Here is a 22,982-nt window from a genome sequence, read left to right as displayed (position 1 = left end):
TCTCTGTCTTATGCCGCCCCTATAGCATGATGGGCAGTTGTCCCGCCACTGGCACCACTGGCCCTGTTCGTTACGGATAGCCCGTATTTTGGCGGTCGAAGCCGTCTGTCCCAGCTTGACGGGGGGGCGTGCGGCCCGCTACACGCGAAACATCCTGTCCGCGCCCTTCCGGAGCGCGGAGTCCCGGCGGTCCTCGCCGGCTAAATCCTTCCTTTCCGGCCATTTCCTTCTTCACCTCATCGGACCGACTCGCCCATGCATCTTAAGGACCTCAAGAAAACCGTCCCCGCCGACCTCGTCACCATGGCGGAGGAACTGGGCGTGGAGGGCGCATCGACCCTGCGAAAACAGGATCTGATGTTCGCGATCCTCAAGGCCGAGGCGGAAAATGGCGAGCAGATCATGGGCGAAGGCACGATTGAGGTGCTGCCCGACGGATTCGGCTTCCTGCGTAGCCCGGAAGCCAATTTCCTAGCTGGCCCCGACGACATTTACGTCTCGCCCAATCAGGTCCGCAAATTCGGCTTGCGCACCGGTGATACGGTGGAAGGCGAAATTCGCGCGCCCAAGGATGGCGAGCGGTATTTCGCGCTGACCAAGCTCACCACCGTCAATTTCGATGATCCCGATGTCGTGCGCCATCGCGTCAATTTCGACAATCTGACGCCGCTCTACCCCGACGAGAAGCTGCGCCTTGATACGCTCGATCCGACCGTCAAGGACAAGTCGGCCCGCGTCATCGACATTGTCAGTCCCCAGGGCAAGGGCCAGCGTACGCTGATCGTCGCGCCGCCGCGCGTCGGCAAGACGGTGATGCTCCAGAACATCGCCAAGGCGATCACCGACAATCACCCCGAAGTCTTCCTGATCGTGCTGCTGATCGACGAGCGGCCGGAAGAAGTCACCGACATGCAGCGTAGCGTGAAGGGTGAGGTCGTGTCGTCCACCTTCGACGAACCTGCCACCCGCCACGTCCAGGTCGCCGAAATGGTGATCGAAAAGGCCAAGCGCCTGGTCGAGCACAAGAAGGATGTGGTCATCCTGCTTGACTCCATCACCCGCCTTGGCCGCGCCTACAACACGGTCGTTCCTTCGTCGGGCAAGGTGCTGACCGGCGGTGTCGACGCCAATGCGCTTCAGCGGCCCAAGCGTTTCTTCGGCGCAGCGCGCAATATCGAGGAGGGTGGGTCGCTCTCCATCATCGCCACCGCGCTGATCGACACCGGCAGCCGCATGGACGAAGTGATCTTCGAAGAGTTCAAGGGCACGGGCAACTCGGAAATCGTGCTGGACCGCAAGGTTGCGGACAAGCGCATCTTCCCGGCGCTCGACGTTGGCAAGTCCGGCACCCGCAAGGAAGAACTGCTGGTCGACAAGCCGACGCTCAGCAAGATGTGGGTACTGCGCCGCATCCTCATGCAGATGGGCACAATCGACGCCATGGAGTTCCTGCTGGACAAGATGAAGGACAGCAAGACCAACGAGGATTTCTTCGCGACGATGAACCAGTAACCCCACGGGGGGTTCATCCTTCAAGGACATGGGGCGCTCCGGGCGCCCCATATTGTATCGGGGCGCCGGATCATGCGATGGTCCGGCGTTCTTCCCATCGACGACAGGGACGCAAGGGCCGCCATGATCGACCTATTCGCCACCGCCGCCTCGGCCGCTCAGGGGATCGGCTCGCCCGCCGAAATCTGGCAGCATATCATCAATGATTTCAGTAATATAACATCGCCATCCGCCTTGTCGGCCTTTGTTCAGGTGCTGATGATCGACGTGCTGCTGGCGGGCGACAATGCGATCGTCGTAGGTGCGCTCGCCGCTGGCCTGCCTGCTGCGCAGCGCAAGAAGGTGATCCTGATCGGTATCTTGGCCGCTCTGGTGCTGCGCATCGCTTTTGCGCTGGTGGTCAGCCAGCTGATGCAGATTGTCGGCCTCATATTGGCGGGCGGTCTGCTGCTGCTGTGGGTCAGCTGGAAGATGTGGCGCGAGCTACACCCGGCGCGCGGTGCTGATACGCCCGACGATCCCAGTGATGACGACGTGTCCGGTCTGCGCCCCGCCAAGAGTTTTGCGGCCGCCGCCTGGGCCGTCGCCGTGGCCGACGTGTCGATGAGCCTCGACAATGTCCTGGCGGTCGCAGGCGCGGCGCGAGACCATCCCGGCATTCTGATGATCGGCCTTGTTCTGTCGGTCGCCCTGATGGGGATCGCCGCCAATGTCATCGCCCATTATATCGAGCGTTTCCGCTGGATTGCCTATCTGGGCCTGGCGGTCATCGTCTATGTCGCGGTGAAAATGATCTATGAAGGCATTATCGACCAGCAAGTGGGCCTTCTGACCCTGTTCTGAGCGGTCCTTTATAACAAAGGGAGACGCATATCCTGCGGGATGTGCGTCTTTTTTGTTCCTGCTTCTTGATCCGGTCGTCGTGGCTCGGCTACCGCCACCCTATCGGCATGCGCCGACGGGATCGGCTGGCTGAGGACGGATGGGTGGCGGAATTTACGGAAATTTATGAAGCGATGCGCGCCACACCCATGAATGACTGGGTGGGCGGATCGGATCCCGAACAGGTCGGGGATGCCTGTGTCGCCCTGCTGCGCAGTCTGGTTCAACTGAACGGGGAATCGCGCGTCCTTGATTTTGGCTGCGGCATCGGGCGCGGCCTGGTGTCGCTGCACAAGTCCGGCATTCGGCCGCGCCAGCTGGTCGGCATGGACATCATGCCCCCCGTCATCGACTTTTGCGAGCAGCATATCGCACCGCGCCTCGCGAACACCCAGTTCGAACTGATCGAGGGCGACAACGATCATTATGACCGCTTCATTGAACAGCGTGACCGGCAGAGCCATGCGGCCCTGTCAGCAAAATATCGCGATCACTTTACGGACGGCTACGCTTTTTCGGTATTCACCCATGTAACGCGGGACGATTTCCAAAAACTGCTGACCTTTGTGGCCTCGATGATGAAGCCGGGTGGTCGCTTCCTGCTCACCTGTTTCGAATTAAATGCCTATTCGCGGCACATGGTGATGGCGGGCCAGTCCATGTTTCCGCTGGATCGTCAGCGCATGGCGGACGCGGGGAATATTTTCATCGCCAATCCCGACGATCCGCTGGCCTTCATAGCCTTCGACGCCGGGCTGATCCGTGACATGGTGTGGCGCGCCGGCATGGCGGTGACAAAGGTCAAATATGGGTGCTGGATGGGCGGCGGCATTGGGGACGGCCTGCAGGATCTGATAGTCTGCACAAAACTTCCTGAGATCAGGAACGCGCAAGACGTTCCCATGACCGCTCTGGTGGCGCGCGACCCGGTCGCCAAGTCACCATCGCTCACGGTCCGCGCCCGAAGGCTGTTGCGGCGTCTGACGTCCTGAGTGGCCTTAAAGTTAGGGTATCAGCACGGTGGCACCGGTGGTGTCCCGCGCTTCCAGCTTGCGATGCGCGTGTGCGGCGTCAGTCAGGGCAAAACGCTGGCCGATGTCGGCCTTGATGATCCCCTGCGCCATGCGCTCGAACAGTCTTTGCGCGGTATGCGCCAGGGATTCTGGTGTCGCCACATAGTCGAATAATGTCGGACGCGTCACATAGAGGGATCCGCCACGGCTGAGGTCGAGCAGGTTGATTGGCGGCACCGCGCCCGAGGCATTGCCATAGCTGACCATCATGCCGCGCCGCTTGAGGCTGGCGATCGACGCGCTCCAGCTCGTCTTGCCAACGCCATCATACACGATATCGACGCCCTGCCCGCCCGTGATCGCGCGCACATGATCGGCAAGTGCCTCCATCGGATCATGCAGGCTATGGTCGGCATCGACCTTCGCGGCCTTCTGCGCCGATCCGCTATGGGCGATGACGATAATACCCTTGTGCCGCAGCCAGGGGACCAAAATGGACCCCACGCCACCAGCCGCTGCGTGGACCAGCGCAACCTGCCCGGCTTGCAGCGGCAATATGTCTTCCGCCAGATAGCAGGCTGTCATTCCCTTGAGCATCATCGCCGCCGCATCTTCACTGTCGATGCTGTCAGGCAGAGCCACCAATTGCTCTTGCGGCACAACCCAGTGGCTCGTGTAGCTACCCTTGCCAGTGCCGCTCGCGACCCGATCGCCAACGGCAAAGCTCGTCACGTCCGCACCAACGGCCACCACGCGGCCAGCGCCCTCATTCCCCAACGTCAGGGGCAATTCGCCAGGATAAAGACCTGTGCGGAAATAGGTGTCGATATAATTCAGCCCAATGGCCTCGGTCGCCACCACCACTTCGCCAGCGGCAGGCGTAGGCATATCCATATCCTGCCGCTCGATCACCTCCGGCCCGCCATGCTGGCGGACGACCATGCGATAGGCCTGGGTCAAGCCAGATGTTCCGCGAAGAAATCGGCGGTGCGCCCGTCCGCCAGAACGGCAGCGTCCTCGTCGCGGCGCTGACCCATCTCCGTGGCGAAGCCATGGTCCAGCCCTTCATAATCATAGAGGGTGACATGCGCATTGCCCTCCAGCCCCGCATGCATCGCCTTTTGCGCGTCGGGAGACACGAAATGATCCGCAGTCGGAATATGGAGCATGGTCGGTTTGCCGATTGCATGCTGTTCGTCCAGCAATCCGTCGATGCCGACGCCATAATAGCCCACAAACGCATCCCCGTCGGTACGGCAGGCCGCCATGAAGGCCAGCCGACCACCCAGGCAATAGCCGACCAGCCCGACCTTTCCGCCGCCGACGGCAGCGCGCGCGGCCTTTATGGTGGCTTCAAGGTCGCGAATACCCTGATCCTGATTGAACTTCGGCATCAACGCCAAGGCTTGATCCATCTCGTCGGGCACATCCGGATCAAGTTCGATATGCGGCTCGATGCGCCAGAACAGGTCGGGCGCATAGGCGACATAGCCCGCTTTCGCCCAGCCTTCGCATTTGCGCCGGATGCCTTCATTCACCCCAAAAATTTCCTGAATGACAATGATCGCCGCGCTGGCGTCCCCGTCGGGCTTTGCCACATAGGCATCAAACCGTGCATCGCCTTCCAGCGTATCGACAGGAGTGAACGCACCCATATTCATGATCCTTTCCGCAGCAAATCCTGCCCGCATATTGGCCCTGCCGCACACTGACACAAGCATGAGGGCCACTTAAAAATTAGCCTTTCTGCGCTATCTGTCGCATGACAGATCAGAGGCTCATCATCCGCCGGAAAGGGCAGGGACATGAAAGTTACCGTCGACGTGGACTGCACTCCGGCCGAGGCGCGCGCGTTTTTGGGGTTGCCCGACGTCAGTCCGATCCATGACAAATATATTCGCACGATGCTGGATAGTTTTGACGGCATTGGCAGCGCCGAGCAGATGGAAACCTTGTTCAAAAGCTTCTCGCCCATGGGGGATGCTGGCATGCGGCTATTCCAGCAAATGATGAATGTCGGTTTGGCCGGCATGGGGGGCGGCAAGGACGACGTGAAATAGTGTGACCGGCCCGTTGCAGGATACGATCTTCGCCCTGTCCAGCGGGCCACCGCCTGCAGGCATAGCGGTGCTGCGCATCAGCGGGCCGCAGGCCGGCGGCGCGATCCGGACGCTGGCGAACCGGTTGCCACCCCCCCGAATGGCGAGCCTGGCTCTCCTGCGTGATCCCGCTGACGGTGCAGCCCTCGACCGCGCGCTCATCCTGTGGCTGCCGGGTCCGGGAACGGTGACGGGCGAAGATATGGCAGAAATCCATTGCCATGGGGGCAGGGCCGTCATTGCCGCGCTTGAGGGGGCTCTGGCTGCCATGCCCGGCCTTCGCCGCGCCGACGCCGGCGAATTTACGCGTCGGGCCTTTGAGCATGGGCGCATGGACCTGAACGCGGTGGAAGGGCTGTCGGACCTTCTGGCCGCTGAAACGCAGAACCAGCGCCGCGCCGCCCTGTCCATGGCGGAGGGGCATTTCTCCAGACGGATCGACGCGTGGCGTGAACGGCTGCTTGCGCTGTCCGCCATGGCTGAAGCAGCTCTGGATTTTTCCGACGAAGATGACGTGCCCGACGCGGGGATAGAGAATGAGATCGGCACGCGACTGGCCGGGTTGGCGACAGACATCGGATCGATGCTCGCCGCTCCGTCCGCGGAACGCCTGCGCGATGGCGTCCGCGTCATATTGGCCGGGCCGCCCAATGCGGGCAAATCGACCCTTCTTAACGCACTGGTTGGGCGGGATGCGGCGATTGTGTCCGCTATCGCTGGAACGACCCGGGACCGGATCGAGGTGCCTGCTGCCATCAATGGCATCGCCTATGTGTTCACTGATACGGCAGGACTGCGTGACGATGCTGGCGATGAGATTGAGGCTGTGGGTATTGATCGGGCACGCACGGCAATGGAGGCGGCGGACATCATTTTATGGCTGGGCGAGGCGGACGCGATGCCGCGCACTGACGCCATCTTGGTAGCTGCGCAAAGCGACAGGCTTGGTCGGGACCGGCCCGGCTTGCCGGTGTCTGCGCATACGGGGGAGGGCATGTCTGCGCTCTTGGCGGCATTGTCGGAACGGGCGTCGGCGCTGTTGCCGCGCGAAGGCGACTACGCCCTGCATCGGCGTCAACGGATACTTGTCGCGCAACTGTCGGATCACATCAAGGCTGCGAGGGAGCAGTACGATGTGCTGTTCATCGCCGAGGAACTGCGCCTCGCACGATCAAGGCTGGACGAACTGACAGGGCAGGCGAGCACGGAAGATATGCTCGATCACCTGTTTTCCGGTTTCTGCATCGGCAAATAAGCATTGTTCCACGTGGAACGCTTTTGACCGCGACAGCCCAAATCTGTTAAAGGCGCATCATGCCTGTTCGTTATGATGTGATCGTGGTCGGGGGCGGCCACGCCGGCTGCGAAGCCGCTGCTGCTGCTGCGCGCAAGGGTGCAAAGGTCGCCCTGCTGACGTTCGATCGTAACACGGTCGGCGCCATGTCCTGCAATCCAGCCATTGGCGGTCTGGGCAAGGGGCACCTTGTTCGCGAGGTGGACGCACTGGACGGTCTGATGGGGCGAGCTGCCGACGCGGCAGCCATTCACCATCGTATGCTGAATAGCAGCAAGGGCGCGGCGGTGCAGGGACCGAGAGTTCAGGCCGACCGCAGTCGCTATCGTGCCGCCATACATGGACTGCTTGACCAGCAAGTCGGACTAACCATCGTTGAGGGCGAGGCGCATGAACTGCTTCTCGACCAAGGCCAAACCTCTGGCATCCGCCTGAGCGATGGCCAAACGCTGGAGGCAAGTGCCGTCGTTCTGGCAACCGGCACATTTCTGGGTGGTAAGCTTTTCTGTGGCGATGCCCAAAATACGGGCGGGCGGATCGGTGAACGCGCCGCGACCCGCTTGGGGCAGCAGTTGCGCGAACTGGACTTGCCGATCGCGCGGTTGAAGACGGGTACGCCGCCACGGATCGATGGCCGAACGATTGACTGGGCGCGATTGGAAACGCAGCCGTCCGATGATGGGACCTGGACGATGTCCCCTGTCACGCCGGCTCGCATCCTGCCACAACTCGCCTGCGCCATCACGCGAACGAATGATCGTACCCACCAGATCATTCGCGATGGGCTTGGGCGATCGCCTTTGTTCAGCGGCGCGATCGAGGGGCGGGGGCCGCGCTATTGCCCATCGATCGAGGACAAAGTTCTGCGCTTCGGAGATCGCGACGGGCACCAGATATTTCTGGAACCCGAAGGGTTGGACAGCCCCTTGGTCTATCCCAATGGCATTTCGACATCCCTCCCGGAAGATGTGCAGCGTGCCATGATCCGGACGATGACCGGATTGGAGCAGGCGGAAATCGTGGTGGCGGGCTATGCCGTCGAATATGATCATGTCGACCCGCGCGCGCTGACCAGCAGTCTGGAATTGCGTGCTCTCCCCGGACTTTTCTGTGCCGGTCAGATTAACGGCACGACGGGATATGAGGAAGCGGCGGCGCAGGGGCTGGTGGCTGGCGTAAACGCTGCGGCGCATGCCTTGTCGCAGTCGCCGATGATTTTGGACCGCGCAAGTTCCTATATTGGCGTGATGGTCGACGACTTGGTGTTGCAGGGCGTCACCGAACCCTATCGTATGCTTACCGCTCGGGCAGAATATCGCCTGCGCTTGCGGGCTGACAATGCGGAGACGAGGCTGGGTCCTGTGGGGCTGGAGCATGGGATCGTCGGGCCAGATCGGGCACGCCGACTGGATCAGCGAAGGCATTGGCGTTCCGATATTGAAGCCGCTTTGTCACGGTCGATGACTTCGACGGAGATAGCGCGGGCAGGGGCTTCCGTTCGACAGGATGGTGCGCGTCGCACCCTATGGGAGTGGGCACGTTTTCCTGAAGTCTCGCGCAGCCTGCTCACATCTCTTGCGCCAGTGCTGGACAAGGCTCCGCAGGATGTGACCGACGAGCTGCTCGAGGATGCGCATTACGCGCCTTATCTCGAACGACAGGAAGCGGAAGTGGCAGCCCTACGCCGGGACGAACGAGTCCATATCGCCGCGGATTTCGACTTCCGGGGCGTCGGCGGCCTGTCCAACGAAATGATAGAGCGACTGGAAGCAGCGCGGCCCGACACGCTAGCCGCTGCCGGCCGTATTCGTGGGATTACACCCGCAGCGCTGGCCGCCATTCTTGTTCATGCCCGCCGAGCCGCCGCGTGACCGAGGAAGACGCCAAGGCCTGGATTGATGCTCATTTCAATGTTTCACGTGAAACATGGAAGTGCCTCGAACGCTACGTAGCGATACTTCTGTCAGCGATGGATGAGCAAAACCTGATTGCGCAATCCACGCGGCCCCATATCTGGACTAGGCATATCGTGGATTCGGCGCAGCTGCTGGGTCTAACTAGTAACGCGAGTTCGGGACTCTGGGTCGACCTTGGCGCTGGCGCAGGCCTGCCGGGCATCGTCATTGCGACGCTTTCTGATCGACCGTTATTGATGATCGAAACCCGTCGGAAGCGGATCGACTTTCTGAAAGACGTCATCGCCGATCTCGGGCTTCGCAACGCACAGGTTTTCGGCGGGCGTGTTGAGGCAGCGCCTGCGATGAATGCCGCAGTTATCAGCGCGCGGGCCTATGCTCCCTTGCCAAAATTGATCGGATCAGCACTCCATCTCTCCAACACTGACAGCTTGTGGGTGCTCCCAAAGGGACGAAGCGCAAAGAATGAACTGGAGGCCGCGCGCGCATCATGGCAAGGTGTGTTCCACGTGGAACCGAGCGTGACGGATGCGGATAGCGCCATCATCGTCGCCCGGAATGTCGCACCCGCCGGCAAGAAGAAAGGTCGTTCATGATCCGCATCGCTATCGCCAATCAAAAGGGCGGGGTCGGAAAAACGACCACGGCCATCAATCTTGCGACGGGTTTGGCTGCGACAGGACTGCGCGTCTTGCTGGTCGATCTGGATCCTCAGGGCAATGCATCAACTGGGCTGGGGGTCGACCAAGCCGCGCGCGAACGATCAAGCTATGATCTGCTGGTCGGCAATTGCGCGCTTGACGACAGCATAGTGATCACGCGCGTGCCCAAGCTCGACTTGGTGCCCGCAACGCAGGATCTGTCGGGGGCAGAAATTGAACTGATTGAATATGAGGAGCGCACCCATCGGCTGGAGCGCGTCTTGTCGGAAGCGCAACCTGGGCGCTGGGATATCTGCCTCATCGACTGTCCTCCCTCGCTGGGCTTGTTGACCATCAACGCGATGGTGGCGGCGCAATCGCTGCTCGTGCCGCTGCAATGCGAATTCTTTGCGCTCGAAGGCCTGTCGCAATTGCTGCAAACAGTGGAGCGCATTCGCGGCCGCTTCAACCCCGGCCTGTCGATCATGGGCGTCGCCTTGACCATGTATGACCGTCGCAATCGCTTGACGGATCAGGTGGCGGATGACGTGCGCGCTTGTCTGGGCGATCTGGTCTTTTCCACCGTGATACCGCGCAATGTCCGGCTTTCCGAAGCGCCGAGCCATGGCGTTCCTGCGCTGATCTACGACTTTCGGTGCTCCGGGTCGGAAGCCTATATGCGCTTGGCGCGCGAGTTGATCGCGCGCTTGCCCCAGGAGGAGGTTGCCGCTTGAGCGAAGATATGACGGAGAAGCCGAAAACAGCCAAGCGACCCCAAGGTCTTGGGCGGGGCCTGTCTGCCCTGCTGGGGGACGTCTCGCGCGAAGAGCCAGTCGCCTCGTCCGCGCCGCAGGTCAATGGGAAGGCGGTGCAGAGCATCGAAGTCGCGCTGATCCATCCCCATCCCGAACAGCCGCGCCGTCATTTCGACGATGGCGCCCTGCAGGAATTAGCGGACAGCATCGCCAAGCGCGGGGTGATTCAGCCGATCATCGTCCGTCCCCATGGTGGCGGTTTCCAGATCATCGCCGGTGAACGACGCTGGCGCGCGTCGCAGCGGGCACAATTGCATCGGATCCCTGCCATTGTGCGCGACTTTGACGAGCAGGAAACGCTCGAAATAGCGCTAATCGAAAATATTCAACGGGAAGACCTCAACCCCATCGAAGAGGCGGAAGCCTATCGCAAGCTGATCGCGGAATTTCATCACAGCCAGGAAGCGCTCGGGCGCATCGTTGGCAAGTCTCGCAGTCATGTCGCCAATCTCATGCGCCTGCTTGACCTGCCACAGTCGGTGCAGCAGCAGGTCGTGCATAACAAGATCAGCATGGGCCATGCCCGTGCGCTGATCGGTGCCCCCGATTGCGAGAGACTGGCGGCCCAGGTTGAAGAAAAAGGCCTGTCCGTTCGCGATACGGAGCAGCTGGTTCGCCGCGCGAAGACGGGTGGCGAGGTCCCCTCAAACCGATCATCACGAGTCGATAGCAGGGACAAGGACCCCGACATCGCGGCTCTGGAGCAGCATCTGGCGGATATTCTGGGATTGAAGGTGGAAATCGCGCATGGTGGCGCCGCCACCGGTGGCACATTGTCGATGCGCTACTCCAACCTCGATCAGCTCGACATGCTGTGCCAGCGGCTTTCAGGCGAGCGCATCTAGACCGCTTTTTTCGGTGGCTTCAATAAGCGCCAACTGCCCGATCATGCGTCGATCGTTGCTTCGAAGTGCTGGCTTTTTCCGATCCGATCCCTAGGTTGTGGCGATGGACATTCACGCTTCCACCGCCTCTCCCGCCGTCATTCGCCGTTCCGATTACCGCGCCCCTGACTGGCTCGTGCCCGACATCGCACTTCGGTTCGAACTGGACGCTGCGCTGACGACCGTGCGCGCCACCCTGTCCGTAACGCGCAACGGCCAACATGATCGGCCACTTCGTCTGGACGGTGATGGATTGGTGCCCTTGGAGGTCCGCGTCGACGGCCGCGTGCTTGACCAGGCCGAATGGCATTTGGAAGCCGGCGCGCTGATCCTCACCTTGCCGAATGACGCGCATCAGGTCGAAACGCTGGTAGAACTGGCGCCCGAGCGAAACAGCAAGCTGATGGGCCTCTATGCCAGTGGCGGATTACTCTGCACCCAATGCGAGGCGGAGGGTTTTCGCCGGATCACCTTCTTCCCCGACCGTCCTGATATCCTGTCTCGTTACAGCGTCCATATGAGCGCGGCCAAAGCGCGCTTCCCGATACTTTTGGCCAATGGCGACCCGGTCGAACAGGGGGAAGGCGACAATGGCCGGCATTGGGCCGTCTGGAACGACCCTTATCCCAAGCCCTGCTATCTTTTCGCCCTGGTGGCTGGCGACCTGGCCTGCAATGCCGACCGCTTCGTGACCATGAGCGGACGAGAGGTTCAATTGGGCATCTGGGTGAAGGAGGCGGATCTTCCCCGCACCGCCCATGCCATGCAGGCGCTCAAAAACAGCATGGCCTGGGACGAGCGGGTCTATGGTCGCGAATATGACCTCGACGTATTCAACATTGTTGCGGTCGCGGATTTCAACTTCGGCGCGATGGAGAATAAGGGGCTTAACATCTTCAATTCGCGCTACATATTGGCTGATCCCGACACGGCGACCGACATTGATTATGACGGTGTCGAGGGGGTCGTGGCGCACGAATATTTCCACAATTGGTCGGGCAATCGCGTAACCTGCCGCGACTGGTTCCAGCTGTCGCTGAAGGAAGGCTTCACCGTCTTTCGTGACCAGAATTTCTCGGCCGATATGGGCAGCCATGCGGTCAAGCGGATTGAGGATGTGCGTATCCTGCGCGCGGGCCAGTTTCCCGAGGATTCAGGCCCGCTGGCACATCCGGTCAGGCCCGAGTCCTATATGGAAATCAGCAACTTCTATACCGCGACCATCTATAATAAGGGCGCCGAGCTGATCCGTATGATCGCTTTGATGCTCGGCCCGGAGCGGTTTCGCGCCGGCTGCGACCTCTATTTTGATCGCCATGATGGACAGGCCGCGACCTGTGAGGATTTTGTGCGCGCCATGGAGGATGGCGGCGGCATCGACCTTGGCCAGTTCCGTCTTTGGTACGAACAGGCCGGCACGCCGCGCGTGCGGGCGCTGATGGCGCATGATCCAGCCAGCGGCACGGTCGAGCTAGCGCTAACGCAAAGCGTGCCGCCGACGCCTGGCCAACCGGAAAAACAGCCGATGGCGATCCCCCTGCGTGTCGCCTTGTTCGATCGCGCGACCGGCACGCATCATGGCGACGAACTTTTGAAGCTGACGCAAGCGGAGCAGCGCTTCACCTTCCCGGACTTCGCTGCGGCGCCAGTGCTGTCAATCAATCGCGATTTTTCCGCCCCGGTGATCGTCGACAGCGATCGCAGCCAGGCCGATCTCGCCTTCCTGTCGGCGCATGATGATGATCCGTTCGCCCGCTACGAAGCGATGCAGCAATTGATGGTCAATGTGCTGGTGGGACGGATCGGCGGCCAGTCCGCCGACGACGCAGCCGTGGTAGACGCCATCCGCCACACGCTGACGGACTCGACGTTGGACCCTGCTTTCGTGGCGGAGGCCATCCGCTTGCCGAGTGAGGCCTATCTGGGCGACCAGATGCACATGGTCGATCCCGACGCAATTCACGCGGCACGCGACGCGCTTCAGCACCGCATTGGTGCGGAGCTGGAGCCGCTTTGGCGCGATATCCACGCCCGTCTGCGCGCGAACGGCTTTTCCCTGTCTCCGGCGGCCAAAGGCGCGAGAAAGCTGCGCAATGCCGCGCTCCATTATCTGGTGGCGTCAGGCGCGGCCGATGGCCCGGCAATCGCTTTCGATCAGTTCAGCCAGGCCGATAACATGACCGAGCGGCAAGCTGCACTGGGCACGCTGGCCAATGGTGAAAGCGCCGAGCGAATAGCGGCGCTGGATATTTTCTATAACCGCTATCGCGCCGATCCCCTCACGCTCGACAAATGGTTCCAGACCCAGGCGTTCGCCTTCCATCCCGGTACCGTCGACCTGATCGAGGAATTGGGCCGGCACAAGGACTTCACCCTCACCAATCCCAATCGGGTCCGCGCGCTCTACGGCGCATTTTCGGGCAACCAGTGGGCGTTCCATCACCGGTCCGGCAAAGGCTATCGCCTCGTCGCCGACTGCATCCTCGCGCTCGATCCCATCAACCCGCAGACTGCCGCGCGGCTGGTGCCGCCGCTCGGCCGCTGGAAGCGTTTTGGCCCTGAGCGCGCAGGGCTGATGCAGGCGGAACTGCGTCGCATCCTCGACCGGCCGGGCCTGTCAAAGGATGTGCTGGAACAGGTGCGAAAAAGCCTGGATTAAAGGGGCGACGGCGGCACTGTTCCCGCCGCCTGTCGCTCAGTCCTTCATGGCCGCGACCCAGGCGGCAACGTCGGTCGCCACCTGATTGGCTGCGGCGTTCAGCGGCGCGCCGACATTGGCGGCGTCGATCTTGCCCCCCACCGGCGTGCTGGCGGTAAACCGCTGCCGCGCCAGCGCCACGCCACTGGGCGTCATGAGCATCGCATCATAGGTGACGACCGCGCTCTGTTGCGCTTCGTCGATGCCGAAATCGATCAGCTCTCCGGTCAGCCGCTGGCCGCCATCGCCGGAAAATTGCCCGGAATCCAGCACCACCCGATTGGTCGTCGCGGAAATGGTTTCGGCCAGCAGGCGACGGAATAGATGCCGGGGCGTGTCGGCCCATTGCACCTTGGTGACATAGGCCACCGACGTCGGGCTGGTGCGCACGGGGACACGCACCGTATCGATGGTCTTGGGCGCGTCCGGCTCGGTCACGATCAGCGTCCGCCCATTTCCAGCGACGCGCGGCGTTCCCGCCGGCACCTTATGCGCGGCGTCCAGCGACAGCAGCCGTTCCGGCGGCTTCCCGCCAAAGGATACGCAGCCTGACAGCAGGAACGCCGCGGCCAGCGCCGCCGTGACGCCATGGGGTTTCGCGTGAAACATGCGCCTCATCCTTATTTTCCTCATGGCTTATAATCCGGCAATTTGGGCGATCCGACGATCGACCCGGCGCCTTGCTGGTCCAGTTTTTCCGCGACGCCGCGGAACGCCCGCGACATTTCGCGCAGGTCACGCACCAGCTGGTTGACCTCCGGCATGGTCTGGGTGCTGAAACTCTTCACGCCCGGCTGCGCCGCGCTGATCGTCTTGTCCAGCGTATCGATGCTGCGGTTGGCCGACTGCACCGTCTTGCGCAGGTCCGCCATCAGCGGCTTGCCTTGATCGTTCAGCAACGAATCGGTCGTTGCGGCCAGCTTGCCGATCTGTTCGACGGCAACACCGGTGCGCTGAACCGCGATGCGGGCCTCTGCCAGGGTTGCGGCGATTTCGGGGCTGCGATCGGCCAGCGATCCCGAAATACGCTCGACATTGGCCAGGATGCCCGCGATCGACTGCTGATTCTTGTCGTCCAGCAATTCGGTCAGGCGCTCGGTCAGCGTCGACAGGCGCTCCAGCAATTGCGGCGCATTGTTGAGCAACTCGCCCAATGCGCCCGGCTTGGTCGGGATGACCGGCACGCCATCGGGGCAGGCGGCCGGCGCATTTTGCGCCGGGCACTGGATCGGCGGCGCGCCCTTCACCGCACCGTCCAACACGACCTCGCTGACTCCGGTAAAGCCCACGCCCTGGATGGTGGCGGTCGTGCCTTGCAGGATGGGGGTGCCGTCGCGCACGGAAATGCGCACCTTCACAAAGCTCGGGTCGCGCTTCCACAACTCGATCTTTTCGACCTGACCGGACGGCACGCCGGCATAGTTGACGCCCGATCCCTTCGCCAGGCCGCTGACCGACTGTTTGAAGAAGATGTCATATTCCTTGTTGTCGCCCTGCGACAGGCGCGAAAACCAGAAGGCGGCAATCATGATCGCGGCCAGCAGCAGCAGCGTGACCGTGCCGACCAGCACATGGTTGGAGCGGGTTTCCATATCCTATCGCCTTCCCTCGGGCGACGACGCCGCCGCCTTGTTCTTTTCGCGTTCCACCGCCGCCGTAGCGGCCCGGCCCCTTGGGCCGTTGAAATATTCCTGAATCCACGGGTGATCCAGCGCCAGCAACTCCTTGATGGTGCCGACGGCGATCACCTTCTTGTCCGCCAGCACCGCCACCCGGTCGCAAATTGAATAAAGCGTGTCGAGGTCATGCGTGATGAGGAAGACGGTAAGGCCCAGCGTCTGTTGCAGCTTGCGGGTCTGGTCATCGAAGTCCGCCGCGCCGATCGGGTCCAAACCGGCCGTGGGTTCGTCGAGAAACAACAGGTCCGGGTCCAGCGCCAATGCACGAGCGAGGCCCGCGCGCTTGCGCATGCCGCCGGACAGTTCGGCCGGATATTTCGGTCCGGCCTCGGCGGGAAGCCCGGTCATGCGGATCTTGTAGGCGGCAATCTCGTCGCGCAGCTGCGGCCCGATATTGGGATAATATTCCCGGATCGGCACTTCGACATTTTCCGCGACCGTCAGCGTCGAAAACAGCGCGCCGCCCTGAAACAGCACGCCCCAGCGCTTGCGGACGGCCAGCGCTTCGTCGTCCAGCCGGCCGACCATGGATTCGCCAAAGACGCACACATCGCCTGCATCGGGCATCTGTAGGCCGATGATGGACCGCATCAGGACGGATTTGCCCGTGCCCGACCCGCCAACGACGCCCAGTATCTCGCCCTTGCGGACATCGAGGTCCAGATTTTCGTGGACGACCTGGTCCCCGAAGCTATTGCGCAGGCCGCGCACGCGGATCGCGACCTCATCCTGCGCAATGGCGTCATCGACGCGCCGTTCCTCGGCCAGCTGCATTTCCTCCTCGCTCATCAGTTCCACCCGATCCAGGTGAAGAAGACGGCAAAGAAGGCGTCGATCACGATGACGAGGAAAATGGCCTGAACCACGGCTGCGGTGGTGCGCAGCCCCACTTCCTCGGCACTCGCCTTGACCTGCATGCCCTGATAGCAGCCTGAAAGAGCGATGATGATGCCGAACACCGGCGCCTTGATCAGTCCGACCCACAGGTCCGTGATCGGCACGACCTCGCGCAGCCGCTGGACGAAGGTGATGGGCGGAATGTCGAGCGCCACCGCGCAGAGAAAACCGCCGCCGATCACTGCGACGATGGATGCATAGAAACCCAGCAGCGGCATCATGACCACCACGGCCAGCGTGCGTGGCATCACCAGCGCCTCCATTGGCGAGACGCCGATAGTGCGCATCGCGTCGATTTCCTCGGTCAGCTTCATCGTGCCGAGCTGCGCGGCGAAGGCCGAACCGGACCGGCCAGCGACCATGATCGCCGTCATCAACACGCCCAATTCGCGAAACGTCAGGCGGCCGACCAGGTTGATGGTCAACATCTCCATGCCGAACTGGCGAAGCTGCACGGACCCCTGCTGCGCGATCACGATGCCGATCAGGAAACTCATCAGGCCGATGATGCCCAGCGCCGACACGCCAACCACTTCGAACCGCTGGACGACGGCATTGACACGGAAGCGGCTGGGATGGCGGATCAGCCCCCAGGCCGCGACGAGGCTCGCGCCGAAAAATCCCAATAACCCTACAAGCGTCGTCCCGGCACTGATGACCGCGTCGCCGATCTGGCCGACGACGCGCGTAAAGGGCGACACCTTGTCGGGCCGCACGGCCATGGGTTCGTCCAACGCGCCGACAGCCTCGACCAATCGCTGCGCATCGCCATCGGCGCCGATGATCTTGGCGTCCAGTCGCTTCGCCGCGCTGTGCACGGTCCACGCGCCGATCGTGTCGATATGGTCGACCTGTGACAGGTCGATGGCATCGACCGGCCCCTGCACGCCGTCCAGGCGCGCGGGCAGATCGTGAAGGCACGCTATGGCCAGGTTTCCCGAAAGCCGTATTACCGTGCCGCCATCGCGTTGCTCTTCTGTGAGTTCGGCGGCTTTGTTCATCAGGGGGATTTAGTGGTCCATTATCGGTTGCACGGCAAGCCGAAACGGCCCATCCGCAAGTCAGAACGAAGGGCTGGGGCAAAAGTTTCGGATACGGCATGACGCATCATCTGGCGATCTACGACATGGACCGGACGGTCACGGTCACGGGCACCTATACCGGCTTCCTGATCCATGTCGCGCGCGCCATGGCGCCGTGGCGGCTGATCCTGCTGCCCTGCGTCCTGCTGCTGATGCTGGCCTATGTCGCGAAGCTCATCAGCCGCCAGCGGCTCAAGGAGCTGAATCAGGCGCTGATGGTCGGCTACAACGTCGAACGCGCCCGGTTGATGCCGCATGTCGAAAGCTACGCCGACAGGGTGATCGCCACCAATGTGCGTCAGGGCGCGCTGGCGCAGATCGCGCAGGATCGGGCGGACGGTTATCGGCTGGTGCTCGCCACTGCCTCCTATCGCCTTTATGTCGAACCGATCGCGCGCCGGCTGGGGTTCGACGCGGTCATCGCCACCGATCATTTGAGCCAGGACCTGCGCTATGTGCGCGCCAAGATCGCTGGCGAAAACTGCTATGACACCGGCAAGCTGCGCATGATCAAGGCGTGGATGGCGGCCCACGCGATCGACCGGGGCGACGCGCATATCCGCGCCTATTCCGACCATGTGTCGGACGCGCCGATGCTGGAATTTGCCGACCGTCCCTTTGCCGCCAACCCGCACCGCCGCCTTGCTCTGCTGGCGCAGGTGCGCGGCTGGCCGCGGGTGGACTGGGACTGATCGTCAGGCGACCGGAGCCGGCAACGGCGTACCGGCGAAATGCGCGGCCAGATTGGCGCGCAGCGTTTCAAGCATCCGACCGACCGCTTCATGGGTTGCGCCGCCGGTATGCGGCGTCAGCACGATATTGGGCACATCCTGCCATCGCGCGGGATCGGTCGGTTCGGGATCGAACACGTCCAGCGCCGCGCCGCCCAGTCGCCCTGACGTCAACGCGTCGATCAGCGCGCCTTCCTGCACCAATTGCCCGCGCGCGACATTGATCAGCAATCCGTCCGGCCCGATCGCGTCCATGATCCTGCTATCGATCATGCCCCGATTGCTCTCGTCCGCGCGGCAGGCGACGATCACGATATCGCTCCGCTCAGCCAAGGTCATGAGGCTGTCGAGGCGCGGCCAGCCCAGGCCCGGCTTGGCGCGCGGTCCCCACCAGCTGACGTACATCTTCATCGCCTGCGCCCGCTCCGCAATGGCGATGCCGATCGCGCCCATGCCGACAATGCCCAGCCGCGCGCCGCCCAGGGATCGCGTGCGCGTCTTGGCCTCCATCGTCCATTGACCCGCGCGCAGATGCCGGTCGCCCCCGACGATCCAGCGGCGATGCGCGATCATCAGGCCGATGGCATGGTCGGCGACATCGTCGGCATTGGCGGCGCCCGCATGCGCCACCGCGATGCCGCGCGCCCGCGTCAGGTCCAGGTCCACGCCGTCATAGCCCACGGTAAAGCAGGCGATGAGGCGCAGCTTGGGAATTGCATCGATCAGCGCCCGGTCGAGCGGGAACTCCCCGGCCCACACGATCGCATCAACATCCGTTAGCGACGCCGGCTCAGGATGCTCCCACAGCGCGATCACGTCATAGTCGGCGCGCAAAACGGGCAGCAGCGGGGCGAGCAGGGGCTGCCCCACCAGCAATTTGGGTCTGGTCATGCCGGTCAGCCCACCTGCCGCAGCGCCTGGGCGAAATCGGCGATCAGGTCGTCGGCATCCTCGCAGCCGATCGAGATGCGCACCATATTGTCGCCGATCGCCAGCGCCTTCTTCCGCTCGGCCGGGACGGACAGATGGGTCATCGCCGCCGGATGGCTGGCCAGCGTTTCCGTCCCGCCCAGGCTCACCGCCAGCTTGGCGATCTTGAGCGCGTCGAGGAAGGCGAAGGCTTCGGCCTCTCCGCCTTTCAGATACAGCGAGAAGGTCGATCCCGCGCCGGTGCAATGACGCCGGTAGATATCCGCCTGCCGCTCGGTTTCGGGAAAGCCCAGATAGACGACCTTTTCCACCTGCGGCTGGTCGCGCAGCCAGGCGCACACCTTGGCGGCATTCTCGCCCGCCCGGCTCATCCGCAATTCCAGCGTTTCCAGGCTACGCAGCAGCATCCAGGCGCTGTGCGGGTCCAATATGGTGCCGATGGTATTGCGCATCAGGCGGATGGTGTTGATCAGCGCATTGCTGCCCAGCACCCCGCCTGCGACCAGATCGCTATGCCCGCCGGCATATTTGGTGAGGCTGTAGATCACCAGGTCCGCGCCATGGGCGATCGGCTTGTGCCACAAGGGGCCAAGAAAGGTGTTGTCGATGGCGATCGGCGGCACATGGACCGCCCCGGCGAAAATGGAGTCGCGCCGCGCAACTACCGCTTCCAGGTCGACCAGTACGTTGGTCGGGTTGGCCGGACTTTCCAGATAGATCATCGCGACGCGGCCCATGTCCTTGGCCTTCTCGACCACCGCGCCGATTTCGTCGGCGGTCGCACCGGCGGGGAAGTCGACCCATTGCACGCCGAACTTGCCCAAAATCCGCCCGATCAGCGATTCGGTCGCGGCATAGAGCGGCGCTGAATGGATGATCACGTCACCCGGCTGCACCAGCGCCAGCAATGTGGTCGCGATTGCCGACATGCCGCTGGAAAAGAGCAAAGCGTCCTCAGCTTCCTCCCACACCGACAGCCGGTCCTCGCAAATTTCCTGATTGGGGCCGTTGAACCGCGAATAGACCAGCCCCTCCGCGCCGCCGGGACGGATGCCGGTCACGCCCTCGAAATGCCGCTTGCCCGCTGCCGCGCTTTCGAAGGCGAAAGTGGAGGTGAGGAAGATCGGCGGCTTCAACGATCCTTCCGACAAGGTCGGGTCATAGCCGTGGCCCATCATCAGCGTCGCGGGCTTGAGTTTGCGGCCGTCGATTTCCAGGATCGACGCCTTGGGGCGACGGCGATTGCCGGAGGCTTCGACGCCGGTCAGGTCGGCTTCGGTGACGGGGGGCGGGGTCTTGCCGGTCATGATCAGGTCTCCTGCTGTCGCGGCGTCTCGGGCGCCGCTGATGATGGAGACGAGTGTAACGCAGGAGCTGGGGCGGGGGCCAGAGGGCAGAGACATAATATTTCGCTGCCAAGCATGTTAATTGCCAAGCCGGCCGGGTGGGGCGAGAGGGTGACGCAGGGCCTGGGCGACCCTACATTCCTCCTGATGTCCGTCACCCTTCCCCCGATCATCGCCGACTGGTTCGATACGCGTGGCTGGCGCGTGCGCCGGCATCAGATGGAAATGCTGGCGGCGGCGCGGCAGGGCGATCATGCGTTGCTGGTGGCGCCCACCGGGGCGGGCAAGACGCTGGCTGGCTTCCTGCCGACGCTGGTTGACCTGATCGAACATCCGGCACAGGGGCTTCACACCCTCTATGTCTCGCCGCTGAAAGCGCTGGCCGTCGACGTCCGCCGCAATCTGCTGACGCCGATCGAGGAGATGGGCCTGCCGATCCAGGTGGAAACCCGCACCGGCGACACGCCCTCCGATCGAAAGGCGCGGCAGCGCGCCCGCCCGCCGCATATCCTGCTGACCACGCCCGAATCGCTCTCCCTGCTGCTCAGCTATCCCGACGCGCATCTGATGTTCGCCCATCTGCGCACGGTGATCGTCGATGAAGTCCATGCCTTTGCCACGCAAAAGCGCGGGGACCTGCTCAACCTGTCGATGGCGCGGCTTCAGACGATCAATCCCGATCTGCGCCGCGTCGCCCTGTCCGCGACGGTGGCCGATGTCGACGCCTATCGCGCTTGGCTTGCGCCCGATGGCGATATCGGCGCGGTGACGCCGGTGCTGGGAGAGGAGGGGGCGGACCCCCATGTCGCCATCCTCATCCCGGAAGGGCGCGTCCCCTGGTCGGGCCATTCGGGCCGCTACGCCGCCGCGCAGGTCATGGCGGAAATCCAGTCGCGCGGCACGACGCTGGTCTTTTGCAACACCCGCGGCCTTGCCGAACTCATCTTTCAGGACCTCTGGTCGGTCAATGACGCCAATCTGCCGATCGGCATCCACCATGGCAGCCTGTCGATCGAAGCGCGACGCAAGGTGGAAAGCGCGATGGCGGCGGGCAAGCTGCGCGCATTGGTGGCGACCGCCTCGCTCGACCTCGGCGTCGACTGGGGCAATGTCGATTGCGTCATCCAGATGGGCGCGCCCAAGGGCAGCTCGCGCCTGTTGCAACGCATCGGCCGCGCCAATCACCGGCTCGACTTGGCGTCGAAGGCGATCCTCATTCCCGGCAACCGCTTTGAATATCTGGAGGCACGCGCCGCACTGGATGCGGTGGAGGCGGGCGAACGCGACGCCGATGATTTCCGTCCCGGCAGCCTGGACGTCCTTGCCCAGCATGTCATGGGGCTTGCCTGTGCCGGGCCGTTCCGCGCGGAGGATTTGCTCAAGGAAGTGCAATCCGCCACCCCCTATAGCGCGCTGACCACCGAAGCCTTCGACCATGTCCTCCACTTCATCGAAGGCGGGGGATACGCCTTGCGCGCCTATGACCGGTTCAAGCGGCTGACCAAAGAGCAGGACGGAACCTGGCGCGTATCCCATCCGCGCTTCGTCCAGCAGCACCGCCTGAACGCGGGCATCATCGTCGATCAGCCCGCGCTCGCGGTGCGCTTCGCCAATGGCCGAAAGCTCGGGACGGTGGAGGAGGGCTTTGCCGCGCAATTACGCCCCGGCGACAGTTTCTTCTTTTCCGGCATGGCGCTGGAGGTGGTGCGGATGGACACAAGCGACCTCACCGTGCGCGCTACGTCGAAGCAGGCGCGGGTGCCCAGTTGGGGCGGATCGCGCATGGCCATGTCCACGCGCCTGGCCGACCGGGTGCGCCATTTCCTGGCCGAGCCGCAGGAATGGCCCCGCTTTCCGCAGGACGTGCGCGAATGGCTGGAAATGCAGCAAGCGCGCTCCGCCTTGCCGCAGCCGGGGCAATTGCTCATCGAAACCTTCCCGCATGAAGGGCGGCATTATCTGGTCTGCTACAGTTTCGAAGGCTGGAATGCGCACCAGTCGCTTGGCATGTTGCTCACGCGCCGGATGGACGCGCAGGGGCTGATGCCGCTGGGCTTCGTCGCCAATGACTATGCGCTTGCGGTCTATGGCCTCAAGCCCATTACCGACCCTAAGAGCCTGTTTTCTGCTGACATATTGGATCATGAATTTATCGACTGGGTCGAACAGTCGAGCTTGCTCAAGCGCGCTTTCCGCGATGTCGCGGTCATTTCCGGCCTCATCGAACGGCAGCATCCGGGCAAGCGCAAGACGGGGCGACAAGTCACCTTCTCCACCGACCTCATCTATGATGTGCTGCGCAAATATCAGCCCGATCATCTGCTCATAAAGGCGGCCTGGGCCGACGCGCGCGCGCGCATGACCGATGTCGGGCGTCTGGGCGACCTGATCGACCGTGCGGCCACCACGATGCTGCATATCACGCTCGATCGCGTCAGCCCGCTCGCCGTGCCCGTGCTGATCCTGATCGGGCGCGAGCAGGTGGCGCAGCAGGCGGCCGAGGACGCGCTGCTGATGGAGGCCGAGGCGCTGGTCAACGAAGCGATGCGCGCCGACTAAGTCC

At 62.8% G+C, this 22,982-nt stretch carries 20 protein-coding genes; 12 read left to right on the top strand and 8 right to left on the bottom strand.

The features are described 5' to 3' along the window. Positions 1–255 precede the first annotated feature (255 nt). The 3 genes from rho to RLDS_RS43380 all read left to right on the top strand — a co-directional run bounded on the left by rho (position 256) and on the right by RLDS_RS43380 (position 3,386). Positions 256–1,512 (top strand): transcription termination factor Rho, encoded by a 1,257-nt coding sequence (gene rho / locus RLDS_RS43390; protein WP_009823287.1) that lies wholly within the window; start codon positions 256–258, stop codon positions 1,510–1,512. A gap of 123 nt (positions 1,513–1,635) precedes the next feature. Then, on the top strand, positions 1,636–2,355 hold the full coding sequence (locus RLDS_RS43385) for a YjbE family putative metal transport protein (RefSeq protein ID WP_031298378.1): 720 nt from the start codon (positions 1,636–1,638) through the stop codon (positions 2,353–2,355). Positions 2,356–2,498: 143 nt separating this feature from the next. After that, positions 2,499–3,386 (top strand): class I SAM-dependent methyltransferase, encoded by an 888-nt coding sequence (locus RLDS_RS43380; RefSeq protein ID WP_161626734.1) that lies wholly within the window; start codon positions 2,499–2,501, stop codon positions 3,384–3,386. A 12-nt stretch (positions 3,387–3,398) separates the two neighbouring features. Here the strand turns inward: RLDS_RS43380 and RLDS_RS43375 are convergent, their stop codons facing one another. Further along, positions 3,399–4,349, bottom strand: coding sequence for a quinone oxidoreductase family protein (locus tag RLDS_RS43375; RefSeq protein ID WP_031298374.1), 951 nt, complete (start codon positions 4,347–4,349; stop codon positions 3,399–3,401). A gap of 14 nt (positions 4,350–4,363) precedes the next feature. Beyond that, positions 4,364–5,062 carry a dienelactone hydrolase family protein gene (locus tag RLDS_RS43370; RefSeq protein ID WP_021226682.1) on the bottom strand — a complete coding sequence of 233 codons (699 nt, stop codon included), beginning with the start codon at positions 5,060–5,062 and terminating at the stop codon, positions 4,364–4,366. A 150-nt stretch (positions 5,063–5,212) separates the two neighbouring features. On the opposite strand from RLDS_RS43370, the gene RLDS_RS43365 reads away from it, so the two are divergent. From RLDS_RS43365 to pepN, 7 genes are all read left to right on the top strand, one after another. Continuing rightward, positions 5,213–5,467, top strand: coding sequence for a DUF6489 family protein (locus RLDS_RS43365; protein ID WP_021226681.1), 255 nt, complete (start codon positions 5,213–5,215; stop codon positions 5,465–5,467). Between the two features lie 13 nt (positions 5,468–5,480). Beyond that, positions 5,481–6,761, top strand: coding sequence for a tRNA uridine-5-carboxymethylaminomethyl(34) synthesis GTPase MnmE (gene mnmE, locus RLDS_RS43360; RefSeq protein WP_031298372.1), 1,281 nt, complete (start codon positions 5,481–5,483; stop codon positions 6,759–6,761). A 59-nt stretch (positions 6,762–6,820) separates the two neighbouring features. After that, positions 6,821–8,671 carry a tRNA uridine-5-carboxymethylaminomethyl(34) synthesis enzyme MnmG gene (mnmG, locus tag RLDS_RS43355; protein WP_021226679.1) on the top strand — a complete coding sequence of 617 codons (1,851 nt, stop codon included), beginning with the start codon at positions 6,821–6,823 and terminating at the stop codon, positions 8,669–8,671. Next, a complete protein-coding gene (rsmG, locus tag RLDS_RS43350) occupies positions 8,668–9,312 on the top strand; it encodes a 16S rRNA (guanine(527)-N(7))-methyltransferase RsmG (protein WP_021226678.1) in 645 nt (214 codons plus the stop codon). Before mnmG ends, rsmG begins: the two co-directional genes overlap by 4 nt. Further along, positions 9,309–10,091, top strand: coding sequence for a ParA family protein (locus RLDS_RS43345; RefSeq protein WP_021226677.1), 783 nt, complete (start codon positions 9,309–9,311; stop codon positions 10,089–10,091). The genes rsmG and RLDS_RS43345 overlap by 4 nt, the downstream gene beginning before the upstream one ends. Positions 10,092–10,099: 8 nt before the next feature. Continuing rightward, positions 10,100–11,017: a ParB/RepB/Spo0J family partition protein gene (locus RLDS_RS43340; RefSeq protein WP_031298369.1), complete on the top strand. Its 918-nt coding sequence runs from the start codon at positions 10,100–10,102 to the stop codon at positions 11,015–11,017. Positions 11,018–11,120: 103 nt separating this feature from the next. Continuing rightward, positions 11,121–13,715: an aminopeptidase N gene (pepN, locus tag RLDS_RS43335; RefSeq protein ID WP_021226675.1), complete on the top strand. Its 2,595-nt coding sequence runs from the start codon at positions 11,121–11,123 to the stop codon at positions 13,713–13,715. Positions 13,716–13,751: 36 nt separating this feature from the next. On the opposite strand, the gene RLDS_RS43330 is transcribed toward pepN, so the two are convergent. The 4 genes from RLDS_RS43330 to RLDS_RS43315 are packed head-to-tail and all read right to left on the bottom strand — an operon-like array spanning position 13,752 to position 17,331. Beyond that, on the bottom strand, positions 13,752–14,363 hold the full coding sequence (locus RLDS_RS43330) for an ABC-type transport auxiliary lipoprotein family protein (RefSeq protein ID WP_021226674.1): 612 nt from the start codon (positions 14,361–14,363) through the stop codon (positions 13,752–13,754). Between the two features lie 20 nt (positions 14,364–14,383). Beyond that, positions 14,384–15,346, bottom strand: coding sequence for an MlaD family protein (locus tag RLDS_RS43325; RefSeq protein ID WP_021226673.1), 963 nt, complete (start codon positions 15,344–15,346; stop codon positions 14,384–14,386). A gap of 3 nt (positions 15,347–15,349) precedes the next feature. After that, positions 15,350–16,207, bottom strand: a complete 858-nt coding sequence (locus tag RLDS_RS43320; protein WP_408021122.1) for an ABC transporter ATP-binding protein — start codon at positions 16,205–16,207, stop codon at positions 15,350–15,352. 14 nt (positions 16,208–16,221) lie between these two features. Beyond that, positions 16,222–17,331: an ABC transporter permease gene (locus tag RLDS_RS43315; RefSeq protein ID WP_021226671.1), complete on the bottom strand. Its 1,110-nt coding sequence runs from the start codon at positions 17,329–17,331 to the stop codon at positions 16,222–16,224. A gap of 98 nt (positions 17,332–17,429) precedes the next feature. Between RLDS_RS43315 and RLDS_RS43310 the strand changes: the two genes are divergently transcribed. Continuing rightward, positions 17,430–18,104: an HAD family hydrolase gene (locus RLDS_RS43310; RefSeq protein WP_021226670.1), complete on the top strand. Its 675-nt coding sequence runs from the start codon at positions 17,430–17,432 to the stop codon at positions 18,102–18,104. A 3-nt stretch (positions 18,105–18,107) separates the two neighbouring features. Here RLDS_RS43310 and RLDS_RS43305 read toward each other — a convergent pair whose 3' ends face one another. Together RLDS_RS43305 and RLDS_RS43300 are read right to left on the bottom strand one after the other, a co-directional pair. Continuing rightward, on the bottom strand, positions 18,108–19,034 hold the full coding sequence (locus RLDS_RS43305; protein ID WP_021226669.1) for a 2-hydroxyacid dehydrogenase: 927 nt from the start codon (positions 19,032–19,034) through the stop codon (positions 18,108–18,110). A 5-nt stretch (positions 19,035–19,039) separates the two neighbouring features. After that, a complete protein-coding gene (locus RLDS_RS43300) occupies positions 19,040–20,380 on the bottom strand; it encodes a cystathionine gamma-synthase family protein (protein ID WP_021226668.1) in 1,341 nt (446 codons plus the stop codon). A 186-nt stretch (positions 20,381–20,566) separates the two neighbouring features. Between RLDS_RS43300 and RLDS_RS43295 the strand changes: the two genes are divergently transcribed. Next, entirely contained in the window at positions 20,567–22,978 is a 2,412-nt protein-coding gene (locus tag RLDS_RS43295) for a ligase-associated DNA damage response DEXH box helicase (protein ID WP_031298367.1), read from the top strand. Positions 22,979–22,982: the final 4 nt, after the last annotated feature.

Source organism: Sphingobium lactosutens DS20, from assembly GCF_000445105.1.
Lineage (GTDB): Bacteria > Pseudomonadota > Alphaproteobacteria > Sphingomonadales > Sphingomonadaceae > Sphingobium > Sphingobium lactosutens.
The sequence above is the reverse complement of the archived record's forward strand: the minus strand, read 5'-3'. Positions and strand labels throughout refer to the sequence as shown.

Excerpts from the sequence above, each read along its gene's own strand:
- RLDS_RS43325 (WP_021226673.1), bottom strand. The coding sequence starts at position 15,346 with ATGGAAACCCGCTCCAACCATGTGCTGGTCGGCACGGTCACGCTGCTG.
- RLDS_RS43375 (WP_031298374.1), bottom strand. The coding sequence starts at position 4,349 with ATGGTCGTCCGCCAGCATGGCGGGCCGGAGGTGATCGAGCGGCAGGAT.
- pepN (WP_021226675.1), top strand. The coding sequence starts at position 11,121 with ATGGACATTCACGCTTCCACCGCCTCTCCCGCCGTCATTCGCCGTTCC.
- RLDS_RS43300 (WP_021226668.1), bottom strand. The coding sequence starts at position 20,380 with ATGACCGGCAAGACCCCGCCCCCCGTCACCGAAGCCGACCTGACCGGC.
- RLDS_RS43340 (WP_031298369.1), top strand. The coding sequence starts at position 10,100 with ATGACGGAGAAGCCGAAAACAGCCAAGCGACCCCAAGGTCTTGGGCGG.
- RLDS_RS43295 (WP_031298367.1), top strand. The coding sequence starts at position 20,567 with ATGTCCGTCACCCTTCCCCCGATCATCGCCGACTGGTTCGATACGCGT.
- RLDS_RS43305 (WP_021226669.1), bottom strand. The coding sequence starts at position 19,034 with ATGACCAGACCCAAATTGCTGGTGGGGCAGCCCCTGCTCGCCCCGCTG.
- RLDS_RS43330 (WP_021226674.1), bottom strand. The coding sequence starts at position 14,363 with ATGTTTCACGCGAAACCCCATGGCGTCACGGCGGCGCTGGCCGCGGCG.
- RLDS_RS43310 (WP_021226670.1), top strand. The coding sequence starts at position 17,430 with ATGACGCATCATCTGGCGATCTACGACATGGACCGGACGGTCACGGTC.
- mnmG (WP_021226679.1), top strand. The coding sequence starts at position 6,821 with ATGCCTGTTCGTTATGATGTGATCGTGGTCGGGGGCGGCCACGCCGGC.
- RLDS_RS43370 (WP_021226682.1), bottom strand. The coding sequence starts at position 5,062 with ATGGGTGCGTTCACTCCTGTCGATACGCTGGAAGGCGATGCACGGTTT.
- RLDS_RS43365 (WP_021226681.1), top strand. The coding sequence starts at position 5,213 with ATGAAAGTTACCGTCGACGTGGACTGCACTCCGGCCGAGGCGCGCGCG.
- RLDS_RS43385 (WP_031298378.1), top strand. The coding sequence starts at position 1,636 with ATGATCGACCTATTCGCCACCGCCGCCTCGGCCGCTCAGGGGATCGGC.
- RLDS_RS43315 (WP_021226671.1), bottom strand. The coding sequence starts at position 17,331 with ATGAACAAAGCCGCCGAACTCACAGAAGAGCAACGCGATGGCGGCACG.
- rho (WP_009823287.1), top strand. The coding sequence starts at position 256 with ATGCATCTTAAGGACCTCAAGAAAACCGTCCCCGCCGACCTCGTCACC.
- RLDS_RS43345 (WP_021226677.1), top strand. The coding sequence starts at position 9,309 with ATGATCCGCATCGCTATCGCCAATCAAAAGGGCGGGGTCGGAAAAACG.
- RLDS_RS43320 (WP_408021122.1), bottom strand. The coding sequence starts at position 16,207 with ATGCAGCTGGCCGAGGAACGGCGCGTCGATGACGCCATTGCGCAGGAT.